This window comes from Bacillus cereus group sp. MYBK222-1 (assembly GCF_051916425.1).
GTDB classification, from domain to species: Bacteria; Bacillota; Bacilli; order Bacillales; family Bacillaceae_G; genus Bacillus_A; species Bacillus_A paranthracis.
Genome location: NZ_JBQAGP010000009.1, coordinates 37,309 through 53,305 on the forward strand (window position 1 = coordinate 37,309; position 15,997 = coordinate 53,305).

Sequence of the window (15,997 nt, forward strand, 5' to 3'; positions counted from 1 at the left end):
AAACTTAAAAATCCTTACTCACATTCAAGTTGTTGCACACATTTACTATAAAGAATTTTTGATTTCGTTTGTAGAAACGGTTTCAACATAACCAGTATATTTATTATAATTGTCATCTGTGTATTGAATACCGATAAAATAGAAAGATTCCATATCCCCAACTACTTTTGTATAACTAATGTTTTTAGGATGTTTTTTAAAGAGTTTGAATTCCTTTGTTTGTACGTTATAAGTGTATAAATCTCCACCGTGGTTAGCACTTCCTGCAGCTCCACCTATTACAAGCAATAAGTGATTATTATCAATCCATGTAACGCTCTTACAAGTCTGTGAGTTATTTAATTTGGAATCTATTTTCACTACTGTCTGTTTGTCTGCCTTAAAATCATACAAGGATAACTTACCTGGCTCATCAGCCAATACGCGGCTATTCAAAATTATTTTATCTCCGCTAGGCGAAATTTCGTAGTCAAGTGTTGTGCCTAAATCTGATTTTCCTAGTGGTATAGTTTCTCCTTTTCCATTCTTAGTTAGTAAAGAAACTTTTGTTTCATCTATATCCAACTCATTGTTCTTTTTGGATTCTTGCTTTTCCTTGTTGGAATTTTGTTGATTCGTTTCTTTTGTTGTATTAATTGGTTTTGCAACAACAGACTTCTTTTGGGGTAAAGAAATGATATTAAAATAGCCTAAAACAAATATTGCGATGAGTACAGCAATAATCCCCAATAATAAAGTATTTAAATAGCGATTTTTCATAGTATCCTCCCGTTAATTTCAATAATATGGATTCATAATATCACAATGAAAATGCTTTCTCTATCTAAAATTGTAATATTTTGATGTTGAGTGAAACGAAAAGCTACATTTGATTTAGAAGTGCAACTGTTTCAAGTGAATGATGGTATGTTTTCAGGTATACCGATGGAACCTTTTTCGGAAACGGCATTAGAAGTGAAAGAGAATCTTCAAAATGAATTGGCTTTCTTTGGTGGATATATGAACGGATATATTGGTTACTTGCCGACAAAGGAAGAAATTTCATATGGTGGTTATGAAGTGGAATTAAGCCTTGTTGTGTATGGGCCGGTTACAAATTTATTGATGCCACCGGAGGAAAATACAGCAGATGTAATCGTACAGAAAGCTATAGAACTATACGTAAAAGAACTTAGAGAGATCTAAGTTCTTTTTTGTTTCAAATTTGTGAAAGAAAGCCATATTGATTGAAATTAACTTTTTTATAATTTATTATATACCCATACAGGTATATGTTTTATATGGGGTTTGAGAAAATTAAATACTATGGAGGTTTAAAATATGTCCAGAAAAATAGTTGTAGTAGGTGGAGTTGCTGGCGGCGCATCAGTAGCTGCAAGGCTTCGTCGTTTAAGTGAGGAAGATGAAATTATTATGGTTGAACGCGGTGAATACATTTCATTCGCAAACTGTGGATTGCCATATTATATTGGCGGTGTCATTACAGAAAGACAAAAATTATTAGTACAAACTGTTGAAAGAATGTCGAAGCGTTTTAATTTAGATATACGTGTATTGAGTGAAGTAGTAAAGATTAATAAAGAAGAGAAAACAATTACGATAAAGAATGTAACGACAAATGAAACATATAGCGAGGAATATGATATTTTAATTCTTTCACCAGGGGCGAAACCAATTGTTCCATCTATCCCGGGTATTGAAGAAGCGAAGGCGTTGTTTACGTTACGGAATGTACCTGATACAGATCGTATTAAAGCATACGTTGATGAGCAGAAACCACGTCATGCGACGGTTATTGGTGGCGGATTTATTGGTGTGGAGATGGTTGAAAATTTAAGAGAACGTGGAATTGATGTTACTCTTGTAGAGATGGCAAATCAAGTGATGCCACCAATCGATTATGAAATGGCGGCATATGTGCATGAGCATTTGAACAAGCACAATGTTGAGCTTGTTTTTGAAGATGGTGTAGATGCATTAGAAGAGAACGGGACTGTTGTACGTTTAAAAAGTGGCTCAGTTATAAAAACAGATATGATTATTTTAGCAATTGGTGTACAACCAGAGAGTAGTTTAGCGAAGGATGCAGGATTAGCATTAGGAGTTAGAGGGACGATAAAAGTAAATGAGAAATTTCAAACGTCTGACCCACATATATATGCAATTGGTGATGCGATAGAAGTGAAAGATTTTGTTACAGAAATAGAAACGATGATTCCTTTAGCGTGGCCAGCTAATCGTCAAGGTCGTATGTTAGCAGATATTATTCATGGTCATACAGATTCTGTATATAAAGGTACACTCGGAACTTCTGTAGCTAAAGTTTTTGATTTAACAGTTGCTTCGACTGGAGTAAATGAGAAAATATTAAAACGATTAAATATACCCTATGATGTAGTGCATGTACAGGCAAATTCGCATGCGGGATACTACCCGAATGCTACGCCAGTGCTAATAAAATTAATTTTTAATAAAGATAGTGGGAAAATTTACGGAGCACAGGCTCTAGGACGTGACGGTGTAGATAAGCGTATGGATGTTATCGCAACGGCAATAAAAGCAAATTTAACTGTACTTGATTTGCCAGATTTAGAATTATCATATGCCCCGCCATATTCTTCTGCAAAAGACCCTGTAAACATGGTAGGGTATGCAGCAAGTAATATAGTAGATGGTTTTGTGGAAACAGTCCAATGGCATGAAATAGATCATATTGTTGAAAATGGTGGATATCTTATTGATGTTCGAGAGCCTAATGAACTAAAACAAGGAATGATTAAAGGTTCTATTAATATTCCGTTAGATGAATTACGTGATCGTTTGGATGAGGTGCCGGTAGATAAAGAAATATATATTACTTGTCAACTTGGTATGAGAGGGTATGTAGCAGCACGCATGTTAATGGAAAAAGGGTATAAGGTAAAGAATGTAGATGGTGGTTTTAAATTGTATGGAACAGTATTACCAGAACGTATTGTATATTGATATTTTTTCATCTTCCACTTCAAAATTTGGTGGAAGATGAAAGCCTATAGATGAAGGTTTCGCTTTGTATTTTGTGAATGTATAAGGTAAAAGTTTAAAATAGGGGTTTACAAAATACCCTACAGGGTATAATATATTGTCATAAGCTATAAATGGTGACATAATGGTAATGAGGTGATTATACAATGGAATATAATCAAGACATGAAAAATAGATTAAAACGTATTGAAGGGCAAGTTCGTGGTGTGCTTCGTATGATGGAAGAAGGAAAAGATTGCCGAGAGGTTATTACACAGTTAACGGCATCTCGTTCTGCACTTGATCGTACAATTGGACTTGTTGTTGGAACGAATTTAGAGCAATGCTTGCGTGAACAGTTTGAAAGTGGTAATGGTTCAAATGAAGAGTTAATTAAAGAAGCTGTTCAATTACTTGTAAAAAGCCGATAATCTGTCAAACGTAAGTGTTGACAGATTTTCAAAAACATTTTAATATACCCCTACAGGTATATGTATATAAGTTATGGAGGAATCACTATGAGTATAAAAGTGGATATGAGTTTAGATTGTAAAGGGTTAGCTTGTCCGATGCCGATTGTGAAAACGAAGAAGGCGATAGAAGGATTGGCATCAGGACAAGTGATTGAAATTAAGGCAACAGATAAAGGATCTACAGTAGATATACAAAGCTGGGCAAATAAAGTAGGGCATCAATATATCGGGACGAAACAAGAGGGCGATATTTTGATGCATTACATTAGGAAAGCACATGAGCATGAAGTGAACGAAGTAGCAAAGTATCCTCATACAATTACGAATACGGAGTTGGAAGAGATATTATTAAGCGATGAAGAGTGTATTGTATTAGATGTTCGAGAAGCAGCGGAATTCGCTTTTGGTCATATTCCATCGGCCATTTCGGTGCCGTTAGGAGAGTTAGACAGTGCAGTTTTAGATCAGACGAAACAAATTTATGTTGTTTGCCGAACTGGTAACCGTAGTGATGTAGCTTGCCATATGTTGAAAGAGAAAGGTTATGAAAATGTGAAAAATGTCATTCCAGGTATGTTAGAGTGGCAAGGGAATATAAAGAATTAAATTTTTTTAAATGTAAATATACCATAGGGGGTAAAAAGATGAGTGTTAAATCATTACAAGCAAAAGATGTTGCAGAGAAAGTTTTATTCGGAGAGTTGTTTATTTTAGATGTTCGTAATGAGACGGATTATGAAGATTGGAAAATTGAAGGGAAACAAATCTCATCTATAAATAAACCGTATTTTGATTTGTTAGATGGTGTAGATCATATTGTAAGTGAATTACCTAAAGATAAAGATGTTTTAGTAGTATGCGCAAAAGAAGGGTCTTCTATATTTGTGGCAGAGCAATTAACAGAGGCTGGATTAGAAAATATTTATTATTTAGCTGGTGGTATGAAGGCATGGAGTGAATATGTAAAGCCTGTAAAAGTTGGAGATTTAAAAAATGGCGGAAGTATGTATCAGTTTAACCGTCTTGGAAAAGGCTGTTTATCTTATATGGTCGTTTCAAACGGTGAAGCAGCAGTTATTGATGCAGTAAGAACAGTTGAAGCGTATGAAGAATTTGCGAAAGAGCATGCTGTTACGATTACGAATGTAATGGATACACATTTACATGCAGACCATATTTCTGGAGGACGTAAGTTAGCGGAAAAAGTAGGTGGTACGTATTGGTTACCGCCAAAAGATGCGGAGGAAGTTGTTTTCTCATACGAACCGCTTGTTGAAGGATCTGTTATTACGGTGGGAGGTACTAAAATTGAAATTGACGCATTATACTCACCAGGGCATACGATTGGAAGTACGTCATTTATTGTAGATGATTCCTATTTATTATCAGGCGATATTTTATTTGTAGATTCAATCGGGCGTCCAGATCTTGCTGGGAAAGCTGAAGATTGGGTAAGTGATTTACGTAATACTTTGTATAGCCGATATAAAGAACTATCTCAAAGTTTAATTGTGTTACCGGCTCATTATTCAAAAATAAGTGAAATGGACGAAAGTGGTATTGTTAGTGCAAAATTAAAAGATTTATTTGAGCATAATGCAGGTTTAAATATTGAGGATGAGGGAGAGTTCCGTAAAGTTGTAACAGAGAATTTACCACCTCAACCGAATGCATATCAAGAAATTCGTCAAACAAATATGGGACAATTAAATCCAAATGAAGACGAAGAGCGTGAAATGGAGATTGGTCCAAACCGTTGTGCTGTTCATAATTAATTCGGTTTCAAATGAAATAAACACAGGAGGTATATGAAATGAATGCCAAGCAAGTATTAGATGTAAAAGGATTAGCGTGTCCAATGCCAATTGTAAAAACAAAGAAGGCAATGGAAGCATTACAATCAGGAGAAGTGTTAGAAGTACACGTAACAGATAAAGGTGCGATTAAAGATATTCCAGCATGGTCACAAACAGGCGGTCATGAAGTGTTAAAGCATACAGAAGAAAAAGGCGAATTAAAGTTCTGGATTAAGAAGGCTTAATGATAAAAACAGGAGGTATATGAGATGAATGTAAAGCAAGTATTAGATGTAAAAGGATTAGCGTGTCCAATGCCAATTGTAAAAACAAAGAAGGCAATGGAAGCATTACAATCAGGAGAAGTGTTAGAAGTACACGTAACAGATAAAGGTGCGATTAAAGATATTCCAGCATGGTCACAAACAGGCGGTCATGAAGTGTTAAAACACACGGAAGAAGATGGTGAATTAAAGTTCTGGATCAAGAAAGCATAGCATTTCAATAATAGGCGGAGGAGCAAATCATCTGCTTATTATTGAAAGTAAAGAGGATAATCATATATGTTCTATATAGTTATACCCCTAATAGTATTGGTGCTGGGAAGTTTAGTAAAACGTTACATTCCCGTTTTAAATGTTGCATATATTTCGTTAGAACAAGTAAGGAAAATTGAAAGTGTTATTGTAGATGTACGAAATTATACAGAGAGCGACAGTGATAACAATTCTAGAATTATGTGTATACCATATGCGTATTTAAAACGGTATTATCATGAAATACCAAATAAGCCTTTGCATCTTATTGTTCATAATAAAGTGGATCGGAATTTAAGTATACGCTTTTTAAGAAAGAAGGGGTTCCATATTCAAAGTTATAGTATGTATTTGGATAGGAAAAAAGTATAGAAGGAGTTTGAATAGCTTTATGGATGTGAAGACAATATTGAATATAATCTTAATTGTACTTGTATCGTGGTTTATTATTTCTCGATTCTTACCAGCTAGAGGAGTAAAAAACATTTCAGGAAAAGAATTAAAACGTATGATGGGACAAAATAATAAACAATTTATTGATGTGCGAACAGCTGGTGAGTATAGAGGGAACAATATTAAAGGGTTTCGGAATATCCCATTAAATGAACTAGCTAATAAGGCGCAACAATTAGATAAACAGAAAGAAGTTATTGTTCTTTGTCAAAGTGGAATGAGAAGTAAGCAGGCTGCAAAAGTATTAAAAAAATTAGGATTTCAGCACGTTATCAATGTTTCAGGCGGTATGAATGGTTTGTGAGGAGGAAATGTAAATGAAAGAAATGACAGCAAAAGAATTAGAAGAAAAATTGGTACGTAAAGAAGCAGTAAATATCGTAGATGTACGTGAAGTAGAAGAAGTAGCTGAAGGGAAAATTCCAGAAGCGTGTAACATTCCACTAGGATTATTGGAGTTTCGTATGCATGAGTTGGATAAAAAGAAAGAGTATATTATCGTTTGTCGTTCTGGCGGAAGAAGTGCACGAGCTGTTCAATTTTTAGAGAGCTACGGTTTTCAAGCAATCAATATGGTAGGTGGTATGTTAGCGTGGGAAGGTAAAGTAGAATAGGGTGAAACAATTTTTTATAAAAATAAAAATACCCCTATAGGTAATTGGAGGGAAAACAACATGGAACAACAGAAGAAAACAACAATCGTTTTATTTAGCGGAGATTATGATAAAGCGATGGCTGCTTATATTATTGCAAATGGTGCAGCGGCGTATGATCAAGAGGTAACTATTTTTCATACTTTCTGGGGATTAAATGCTTTAAGGAAAGATGAACATGTAGAGGTAAAGAAAACTTTCATAGAAAAAATGTTTGGAAAGATGATGCCACGCGGCGCTGATAAGATGGGATTATCTAAAATGAATTTTGCTGGTATGGGACCAAAGATGATTAAAGGTATTATGAAAAAACATAATGCGATGCCGTTACCAGATTTAATTGATTTGGCGAAAGAACAGGGGATTAAACTTGTAGCTTGTCAAATGACAGTAGATTTATTAGGGTTAAAAGAGGAAGAGATTATGGAAGGGGTAGAGTTTGCAGGAGTAGGAGCTTATTTAGCAGATGCTTCGGATGGGAATGTAAACTTATTCATTTAAATCACCTTCTTTTTAGAAGGCGGGGGATATAAGGTGAGTTTAGTCGTATTACTTTTTATAATTGGGTTTATAGGATCGTTTATATCAGGAATGGTTGGAATTGGCGGTGCGATTATTAATTATCCGATGATCTTATACATTCCGGTATTGCTAGGATTTACTGGCTATACTGCACATGAAGTGAGTGGTATTACAGCGGTGCAAGTATTCTTTGCAACTTTTGCAGGGGCATGGGCTTATCGGAAAAGTAATGATATGGATAAAACCCTCGTTGTGTATATGGGAGCTAGTATATTAATAGGAAGTTTCATAGGTAGTTTTGGTGCTAATGCATTAGAGGAACATACGGTCAATGTTGTTTATGCAGCGTTAGCAACAATTGCTGCTATTATGATGTTCGTACCGAAACGAAATAATGGTGATGAATTGAAATATAATAAATGGATAGCAAGTTTGTTAGCATTTATTGTAGGCGGAGCATCAGGCATTATAGGTGCTGGAGGTTCGTTCCTTTTAGTTCCGATTATGCTAGTTATTTTAAAATTGCCGATACGTACAACGATAGCAACATCTATCGCTATTACGTTTATTTCTTCAGTAGGGATTACAACTGGAAAAGTAATAACTGGACAAGTAGTTGTAATTCCAGCTCTTATTATTGCGATTGCAAGTATCTTTGCAGCGCCGCTTGGAGCGCGAGTAGGGAAAAAGATCAATCAAAAAGCACTGCAATATATGTTATCGATTTTGATTGTAGGTACAGCTATTAAGATGTGGATTGATATGATATTGAAATAAAAGGATGGCGCTGCTTGCAGCCCATCCTTTTATTTATGCCCAAATCACTTTCATTAAGTTTTTATATTCGTCATTTGCTAATTTATATAGCATTCTCGTATGTTCAAAGACAAGTGCTGGATTAAAGTTTGGCTCTGAGAATGCAAGAGATGTTGAAATATCAATTGCATTTTGCTTGTTTAATGTGAATTTTGCAAATCGATAAGATGTATTTAATTCATTAATGGTATGTAAAACATCATTTGTTGCTGCTTCATTAGGTACGTGAGCAACATTGAAGCAGTATATATCTACAGTAGGATGTTCGTTTTGGAAAGCAGCGATAAGTTGAATTTTTGCGCCAGCTTCTGTCTCTAATCCTACTGAAAAATGAACAGAACCATCATTTTCATCTATATTTTCTTCCATGTATATATCGTTTGACTTTAAGTAGTCTTTAAAATCTGAGATGTTATGTTTTACTGCAGCTTTCATATGTATGAGCCCCCTGATAATTGGAATAGATTGCTACTATTTATTATAATTTAAAAATATTAAAAAAGATAGTTAGAAAGTTCTGATTTTTAATTGTGACGGAATAAAAAGAAGCAGTACTCTACCTCCATAGAGAACTGCTTCTTTATTATTCATTGTCGTTAGACGATGTTTCTGTATCTTCATTGCTATTTTTATTTTTCATTTCATTGTTACTTGATTCGCGTTCACTTGTATTTTCAGACTTAGATTCTTTTGTTTTCTCTGTACTTGTTTTTTTCGAATCAGAGTCTGTTTTTGTATATGCAGGTAATCCAAGATGAGTACGAAGATCGTTTGTAACCTTTGCTAATTCTTTTTTATCTGGATTGTAGTAATACGTTCGGCCGCCACCAGCGGATTTGCTACATGTATCGTCCCCTTTTTCCATATAGCAGTCGTCACCTTGAATTTGTAATTTCTCGATTTCTGAATCCGATCCGTACTTATAGAATGAAAGCATATCATCAAATGTTAAGTTTGTAACGAATTGTCCGTTAATATCATCAATGATGTTGCCAACTTTTGTTACAGAACCAACACTTGTTAGTTTCTTTAAAATAGCCTCGATAACGAGTTGTTGACGTTGTCCACGCATTGCATCACTATCGATGTGTCTTGTCCTAGCAAGAGCAAGAGCTTCTTCGCCATTTAACTTTTGAACACCTTTTTCTAGGTGAATTGCCTCTGCATTATCATTGCTATCTTGCTCAGTAAATTCAACTGGTACATCAACTTCAATACCGCCCAAGTCATCGACGATTTTTATAAATGATTTAAAGTTAAATTTCACAAAATAATCGACAGGAACATTCATTAATTTTTCAACTGCATCAATGCTTGCTTGTGGTCCACCATTTTTTCCATTTTTAGCAGAACCGAATGCATGAGCGTGTGTAATTTTATCTTTTTTCTTTTCTATTGGAATATAAGTATATGTGTCACGTGGGATACTTAATAGTTTTACAGTTTTGCTATCTTTATTAAACGTTGCAAGCAACAGCGCATCTGTTCTAATAGCTTCACCATATTCTTTTCCTCGGACATCGCTTTCATCAACACCCATTACTAAGACAGAGACATTGTTTGTAATAGGTTTTACAGCTCTATCACGTAAATCAGATTTATCACCGCGCGCTAAATCATGTGCGGCATTTCGAACAGCAGAAGATGCTTTATTTACTAAAAACCAAGTATAACCGCCGCCTATTAATAAAACGAATAGTATAGCGCTTATAATAACTTTTATTTTTTTCTTATTTTTTTTCGGGTTACTGCGTGTATTTTCTTGCAAAGATGGGTTTTGCTCCATTTCCTGTACTCCTTCATTTGGATTGAAATACGACACTCATATCCACTTATTATAATGAAATTTAGCGAAAAAAAACATTACAAATCATTTACATTTCGTAAAAATTCAATTTATTTATAAAAAGTCAGATATTCTATATTTTATTTTTCAGATGTAGAATAAGTATAAGGTTTTTTAGTAGAAATGAAAATATGTATTGTGAGAAAGTAATAGAGAAGTAAGATTTGTTGAAATATAGCCAAGAAGAAATGAATAGGTCTACTTGTTTCTTCTATATAATAAAGAAGAATTTGACGGATAAAGGAGAGAACATAATGAATCATACATCATTCCGAGCAATCGTTGTGAACGAAACAGAAAATAAGCAGTTTGTAAGAAACGTTGTCGAGAGAGAAGTAAGTAGTTTACCTGAAGGGGACGTATTCATACAGGTTCATTATTCTTCACTAAATTATAAAGACGCTCTTTCAGCCACTGGTAATAAAGGTGTTACGAGAACATATCCTCATACGCCAGGAATTGATGCAGCAGGAGTGGTTGTGAGTAGTAAAGATGCTACTATTAAGGCAGGAGATCAAGTCATTGTAACGGGATATGATTTAGGGATGAATACTTCTGGTGGTTTCGGAGAATATATTCGCGTGCCGGCGTCTTGGGTTGTCCCTTTACCAGAGGGAATGTCATTAAAGGAAAGTATGATGTACGGGACGGCAGGTTTTACAGCCGCCTTATCAGTATATAAGCTTATTAGAGCAGGTATAACGCCAAGTATGGGAGATGTACTAGTAACGGGTGCTACAGGTGGCGTAGGAAGTGTAGCTGTTAGTATTTTAAGTAAGTTAGGGTTTAGCGTAGTAGGAGCGACAGGGAAAATGGAAGAGGAAGAGATGCTACTACGTCTAGGAGCGAAAAAAGTGATTCATCGTGCGGAATTGAATGATGGATCAGGAAGACCAATGCTTAAAGGAATATACGCCGGGGTTATCGATACTGTAGGTGGACATATGTTAGAAACAGCTTTAAAAACGGTAAAGTATGGCGGGTGCGTAACGACATGCGGTAATGTGGCAGGACAGGAATTACAAACAACGGTATATCCTTTTATTTTGCGAGGCATAAGCCTGTTAGGGGTAGATTCTGTGCAATGTCCAGCCGATGTGAGAAGGGATGTGTGGACGCTCCTAGCAAATGAATGGGAAAACAAAGAGTTACTATCTTATACAGAAGAATGTACATTAGAAGAATTAGATGAGAAGTTTACACTTATATTGCAAGGAAAGTTAAAAGGTAGAACGGTTGTAAATATGAAATGAAAAAAGAGACGCTCATGTTAGCGTCTCTTTCCTATTATAATGATTGTTTTAAATGGACTTTACCTTGTTCACCTAAAACACCATCAGCGATATTTACAGCGTGATCGCCAATGCGCTCTAAGTTACTTACCATATCAACGAAGATGATACTTGCATCACCTGAACAGCTACGTTCGTTCAGACGTAATACGTGACGTTTACGAAGAACACGTTCCATTTGGTCGATTTTACGTTCTTTTGCAATAACTGTTTGAGCTAGTTCAGTATCGAAGTTTGTTAAAGCTTCAACTGCGTCTTGTAATGTTGAAATCGTTAACTCAAGCATTTCATTTAATTCAGCTAGTGCTTCGTTTGATAGGGAAACACGGTTTGAAATTTGGAAATCAACAAGTTCTACAAGGTTTTCTACATGATCACCGACACGTTCAATATCGCCAACGACACCTGCTAAAACGGAATGTTTTTCAGAATCTGTAGGTGAAAGCGGCTTTTCTGATAGTAAAACTAAATACTCGGTAATTTTTTTATCTAAGTTGTTAATAGCTCCTTCTAATTGAGTAGCCATGTCAGCGTGTTTTTTATCTTGTGTGTTTAAAAATTGGTTTGCTTCTTTTAATCCATGTAATGAAAACTCAGCCATACGAATAATCTCTTTTTGTGCTTCAGTTAAAGCAATAGCTGGAGATTGTTCAATAAAGATTGGATTTAAATGTTGCGGTTTGAAATCAATAGCAGCATCTTCCCCGCGAATAATTTTCGTTACAATCCATGCTAATACAGCGATGAATGGGAACTGAATAATTGTATTCGTTACGTTAAATGTTCCGTGTGCAAATGCAATTGTCATCTCTGGATTTAAGTTTAATGACGTTTGGAAGTATTGAATTAAATTTGTAAAAGGTATTAATAAAATTGTAAAGATGATTGTACCGACAATATTAAAGATAACGTGAACTAATGCTGCGCGTCTTGCAGCAATTGAAGTACCGATTGCTGCTAATACAGCTGTAATTGTTGTACCGATGTTATCACCAAACAATACAGGAAGGGCAGCTTGTAAATCGATTGCACCTTGACCGAATAGTTCTTGTAAAATACCGATTGTTGCACTTGAGCTTTGTACAATTAAAGTGAAGACTGTACCAACAACAATACCTAAAATTGGATTATCACTCATGCTAACCGTTAATTCTTGGAATGATTCTAAAGAGCGAAGAGGCTTCATACCTGTGCTCATTAGTTCTAAACCGAAGAATAACATACCAAAACCGAATATAACTTGACCTAAAGAATGTACTTTTTTATTTTTAAAGAAGAATAGTAAGATAGCTCCAACTGCCATAATTGGAAGAGCATATTCTCCGATTTTAATTCCAATAATAAATGCAGTAACTGTCGTACCGATGTTCGCACCCATAATAACACCGATTGCTTGTCTTAATGTCATAAACCCAGCACTTACAAGTCCGACTGTTAAAGCGGTTGTTCCTGAACTTGATTGGATTAATACGGTAACTAACATACCTGCTAGTACACCCATCAGTGGGTTTGTTGTAAAGCGATCTAGAATATCACGAAGACGATCTCCAGCAGCTTGTTGCAGTCCATCGCCCATGTATTTAATTCCGAATAAGAAAATACCTAATCCACCAATGAACTGGAAGATCATATCTTGAACATTGTATTCCACGCATTCCACTCCTTAAATTTCATGTACGATGTAATTATTAACTGAACCGTGAGCCACTGTAAACGATTTATCAGTAAAATTTACACTAAATTTACAAAGGGATAAAAAGTTTACAATTCTTTAAAGAAACAGCTGTATTTTATTGGTTTTTATCTTTTGTAAATCGTATTTTTGTAAAGAAATCACACTCTTTAGAATAGTGTTTTTCATTTGTATATGAAGGAAAGCGTCTGTGAGTTCATCGTATATTTTTTGATGAAAGGTAAAAAAATATGTAGGAAAATGCATGTAGTTTTATAAACTCAAAAATACGTAAAAAAGCCACTGGAATTATCCAGCAGCTTTTTCCGTATTTTTATCACCATGCTTTTGTTTTTTTACACTTGTAATGTAAATGAACAGGAAAGCAATAAGTAGTAGAGAGGAATAACGATATACAGTTGCGTAGTTTGTAAAATGTGCAATGAATCCAAAAATAATCGCGCCAGCACCAATTCCAAGGTCAAATGCTGAGAAGAATGTAGCTGTTGCGACTCCTCGTCGGTGCGGTGCTACTCGGTCAATCATCCACGCTTGTAGTGCAGGTTGAATCGCTCCGAAACCACTTCCGTAGCATGCTGCTGCAATAATTAAGCTTGGAATGGTAGTTGTATACGACAATAAAATAATCCCTGTAAACGTAATAATAACTCCTGGAATAATTACGAAAGAATGACCTTTCGCATCATATAACTTTCCGGAAAATGGACGAGTAACAGCGATTGCAAGTGCATTAAATAAGAAGAAGAGGCTTATATCAGCAATGCCGACTTCCGTAGCAAATAACGTAATAAAGCTTCCGATTCCCCCGTACATTAATGTAATACATAATATTAATAATGAAGGAAGTAAAGCTTTGCGCTCAATAAATCCATCGAGAAAGGTACCAGATGTTTGCTGTGGTGATTGCGGCGATTTTTTGATTTGAAGTAGTTTCGTTAATATTAATGAAACAATTGTACAGGAAAGTGCACATAAAAAAAGAATCGTGAAGTTATATGTTTGCATAAGCCAAAGTCCGATAAGTGGACCGAGCGCCATTGCAATCGTTCCAGAAAGACCGAAATATCCCATGCCTTCACCGCGGCGAGCTTGCGGAATTAAATCGGAAACGACAGTTCCATATGTAGTCGTTGTAATACCAAAACCAGCTCCGTGTAAAATTCGAACGGCAAGCAATAGGAAAACAGTTGAAGCGAAAAGATAACTACCCATAGCGAGTAAACAAATAGCAGTACCAATCATTAAAATGATTTTTTTGCTGAATTTTTGCAAGGCATTTCCAGTTAGCGGTCTAACAAAAAGTGCCGCAACAGTAAACATACCGACAACAAATCCAATATTGGAACTTGTACCTCCAATTTCTTTCACATAAACAGGTAAAGTCGGAATTAACATTTGAAATCCTAAAAACATACATAAGTTTGCTAGAATTAGCGCGACAAATTCTTTCGTCCATAACGGTTCTCGTTTTACGAGTATTGCTTCTCCCATATATTCATCCCCTATATAAAAAATTTCTCTTTTCTTTCGAGTATATGTATTGGTCAATGTAACAGTCAAGGAAGGTGCCTTGAAAACGTACAACAATTTTCGAGGTAAAAAACTGACAAATTTGTGGAAAGACTACACAACTATGAAAAAAAGATGTAAAGTATAGATGTATAGACTGGTAGTTGTTATGAATGATAGAAATTGTTTTTTCTTTAAAGAAAGCGGATTCAAAAAGTAGTGAATGAGAAGGGGATATATACTTTTTCGCTACATATATTTGAAAAGGTTTACAATATGATGAAGAAAGAGGCGTGTACATATGAGACGATTAGGTATTTCTATTTATCCAGAACATTCAACAGTAGAGAAAGATAAAGAGTATTTAACATTAGCAAGTAAATACGGATTTACTCGTGTATTTACATGTTTATTATCTGTAGATGGTGAAAAAGAGAAAATTATAGAAGAGTTTAAAGAAACGATTTCTCATGCAAATGCATTAGGATTCCAAGTGTTAGTTGATATTAGTCCAGCTGTTTTTGAGCAATTAGGTATTTCATATAACGATTTATCGTTTTTCCATGAACTAGGTGCGTACGGTATTCGTTTAGATGTTGGTTTCTCAGGATTAGAAGAATCAATTATGACGTACAATCCGTATGGCTTAAAAATTGAGATCAATATGAGTAACGGTACGAAGTATGTAGATAACATTATGAGTCATAGACCAAATCGCGAAAATTTAATTGGTTGCCATAATTTTTATCCGCATCGTTATTCCGGATTATCATATGATCATTTTATGAAATGCTCGAAACAATTTAAAGATTACGGTATGAGAACTGCTGCTTTTATTTCATCATTTGATGCAACATATGGACCTTGGCCAGTAACAGAAGGATTATGTACGTTAGAGCAACATCGTGAATTACCAATGACAACACAAGCGAAGCATTTATTTGCAACAGAATTAATTGATGATGTTATTATTGCGAATGCTTATGCATCAGAAGTAGAATTACAAGCACTAGGTGCATTAAATAAAGAGAAACAAACATTTGATATAGAGTTATATGATACAACGACAGAACTAGAAAAAATTATCGTATTAGACGAACCTCATTTTTATCGCGGGGATGTATCTGAATATATGATTCGCTCTACACAAAGCCGTGTGAAATATAAAAAAGAAGAGTTTAAACCTCATCATACACGTGAAATTAAGCGCGGCGATCTTCTAATTGATAATGAGCAATATGGCCAATATAAAGGTGAATTGCAAATTGCATTAAAAGATATGGTGAATACAGGAAAAACAAATGTAGTTGGTCGAATTGTAGAAGAAGAGATTTTCTTATTAGATTATTTGCAAGCATGGGATAAATTCGGATTTACATTAAAGAAATAGATAAAATAAAAGGGA

The 15,997-nt window shown here is 35.1% G+C and carries 18 protein-coding genes and 1 pseudogene; 14 read left to right on the forward strand and 5 right to left on the reverse strand.

Annotation, left to right across the window (positions count from 1 at the left end; all coding sequences use genetic code 11):
- Positions 1-45 precede the first annotated feature (45 nt).
- Positions 46-759 carry a DUF4652 domain-containing protein gene (locus ACTFR9_RS24890; protein ID WP_193635846.1) on the reverse strand — a complete coding sequence of 238 codons (714 nt, stop codon included), beginning with the start codon at positions 757-759 and terminating at the stop codon, positions 46-48.
- 96 nt (positions 760-855) lie between these two features.
- On the opposite strand from ACTFR9_RS24890, the pseudogene ACTFR9_RS24895 reads away from it, so the two are divergent.
- The 12 genes and pseudogenes from ACTFR9_RS24895 to ACTFR9_RS24950 form a co-directional block, all read left to right on the forward strand.
- Positions 856-1,185, forward strand: a pseudogene (locus ACTFR9_RS24895) (neutral/alkaline non-lysosomal ceramidase N-terminal domain-containing protein); the annotation flags it as partial.
- Positions 1,186-1,320: 135 nt separating this feature from the next.
- Positions 1,321-2,985: a CoA-disulfide reductase gene (cdr, locus tag ACTFR9_RS24900; RefSeq protein ID WP_193635847.1), complete on the forward strand. Its 1,665-nt coding sequence runs from the start codon at positions 1,321-1,323 to the stop codon at positions 2,983-2,985.
- A 185-nt stretch (positions 2,986-3,170) separates the two neighbouring features.
- Complete coding sequence (locus tag ACTFR9_RS24905; RefSeq protein WP_000456206.1) at positions 3,171-3,434, forward strand: metal-sensitive transcriptional regulator; 264 nt, start codon at positions 3,171-3,173, stop codon at positions 3,432-3,434.
- Between the two features lie 87 nt (positions 3,435-3,521).
- Positions 3,522-4,082 carry a sulfurtransferase TusA family protein gene (locus ACTFR9_RS24910; RefSeq protein ID WP_000023959.1) on the forward strand — a complete coding sequence of 187 codons (561 nt, stop codon included), beginning with the start codon at positions 3,522-3,524 and terminating at the stop codon, positions 4,080-4,082.
- Between the two features lie 38 nt (positions 4,083-4,120).
- Complete coding sequence (locus tag ACTFR9_RS24915; protein WP_000114199.1) at positions 4,121-5,251, forward strand: MBL fold metallo-hydrolase; 1,131 nt, start codon at positions 4,121-4,123, stop codon at positions 5,249-5,251.
- A gap of 38 nt (positions 5,252-5,289) precedes the next feature.
- The gene (locus ACTFR9_RS24920; protein WP_000992270.1) at positions 5,290-5,517 is read left to right on the forward strand and encodes a sulfurtransferase TusA family protein; all 228 of its coding nucleotides are present in this window, start codon (positions 5,290-5,292) and stop codon (positions 5,515-5,517) included.
- 24 nt (positions 5,518-5,541) lie between these two features.
- Positions 5,542-5,769, forward strand: a complete 228-nt coding sequence (locus ACTFR9_RS24925) for a sulfurtransferase TusA family protein (protein ID WP_001101369.1) — start codon at positions 5,542-5,544, stop codon at positions 5,767-5,769.
- Positions 5,770-5,835: 66 nt separating this feature from the next.
- A complete protein-coding gene (locus ACTFR9_RS24930) occupies positions 5,836-6,180 on the forward strand; it encodes a hypothetical protein (RefSeq protein WP_000499413.1) in 345 nt (114 codons plus the stop codon).
- A 19-nt stretch (positions 6,181-6,199) separates the two neighbouring features.
- Entirely contained in the window at positions 6,200-6,565 is a 366-nt protein-coding gene (locus ACTFR9_RS24935; protein WP_000382692.1) for a rhodanese-like domain-containing protein, read from the forward strand.
- Between the two features lie 13 nt (positions 6,566-6,578).
- A complete protein-coding gene (locus ACTFR9_RS24940) occupies positions 6,579-6,875 on the forward strand; it encodes a rhodanese-like domain-containing protein (protein ID WP_000661803.1) in 297 nt (98 codons plus the stop codon).
- Between the two features lie 60 nt (positions 6,876-6,935).
- The gene (locus ACTFR9_RS24945) at positions 6,936-7,415 is read left to right on the forward strand and encodes a DsrE/DsrF/DrsH-like family protein (protein WP_000437719.1); all 480 of its coding nucleotides are present in this window, start codon (positions 6,936-6,938) and stop codon (positions 7,413-7,415) included.
- Between the two features lie 33 nt (positions 7,416-7,448).
- Positions 7,449-8,213, forward strand: a complete 765-nt coding sequence (locus ACTFR9_RS24950; protein ID WP_000060723.1) for a sulfite exporter TauE/SafE family protein — start codon at positions 7,449-7,451, stop codon at positions 8,211-8,213.
- A gap of 33 nt (positions 8,214-8,246) precedes the next feature.
- On the opposite strand, the gene ACTFR9_RS24955 is transcribed toward ACTFR9_RS24950, so the two are convergent.
- A complete protein-coding gene (locus ACTFR9_RS24955; RefSeq protein WP_000642365.1) occupies positions 8,247-8,687 on the reverse strand; it encodes a YbjN domain-containing protein in 441 nt (146 codons plus the stop codon).
- Positions 8,688-8,835: 148 nt separating this feature from the next.
- Positions 8,836-10,038: an LCP family protein gene (locus tag ACTFR9_RS24960; protein ID WP_000437431.1), complete on the reverse strand. Its 1,203-nt coding sequence runs from the start codon at positions 10,036-10,038 to the stop codon at positions 8,836-8,838.
- 314 nt (positions 10,039-10,352) lie between these two features.
- On the opposite strand from ACTFR9_RS24960, the gene ACTFR9_RS24965 reads away from it, so the two are divergent.
- Positions 10,353-11,351, forward strand: coding sequence for a YhdH/YhfP family quinone oxidoreductase (locus ACTFR9_RS24965; protein WP_101218511.1), 999 nt, complete (start codon positions 10,353-10,355; stop codon positions 11,349-11,351).
- Between the two features lie 34 nt (positions 11,352-11,385).
- Here ACTFR9_RS24965 and ACTFR9_RS24970 read toward each other — a convergent pair whose 3' ends face one another.
- Together ACTFR9_RS24970 and ACTFR9_RS24975 are read right to left on the reverse strand one after the other, a co-directional pair.
- Positions 11,386-13,041 (reverse strand): Na/Pi cotransporter family protein, encoded by a 1,656-nt coding sequence (locus tag ACTFR9_RS24970; RefSeq protein ID WP_000456257.1) that lies wholly within the window; start codon positions 13,039-13,041, stop codon positions 11,386-11,388.
- Between the two features lie 330 nt (positions 13,042-13,371).
- Positions 13,372-14,574, reverse strand: a complete 1,203-nt coding sequence (locus tag ACTFR9_RS24975) for an MFS transporter (RefSeq protein ID WP_000503265.1) — start codon at positions 14,572-14,574, stop codon at positions 13,372-13,374.
- Positions 14,575-14,893: 319 nt separating this feature from the next.
- On the opposite strand from ACTFR9_RS24975, the gene ACTFR9_RS24980 reads away from it, so the two are divergent.
- Complete coding sequence (locus ACTFR9_RS24980) at positions 14,894-15,982, forward strand: DUF871 domain-containing protein (protein WP_001253343.1); 1,089 nt, start codon at positions 14,894-14,896, stop codon at positions 15,980-15,982.
- Positions 15,983-15,997: the final 15 nt, after the last annotated feature.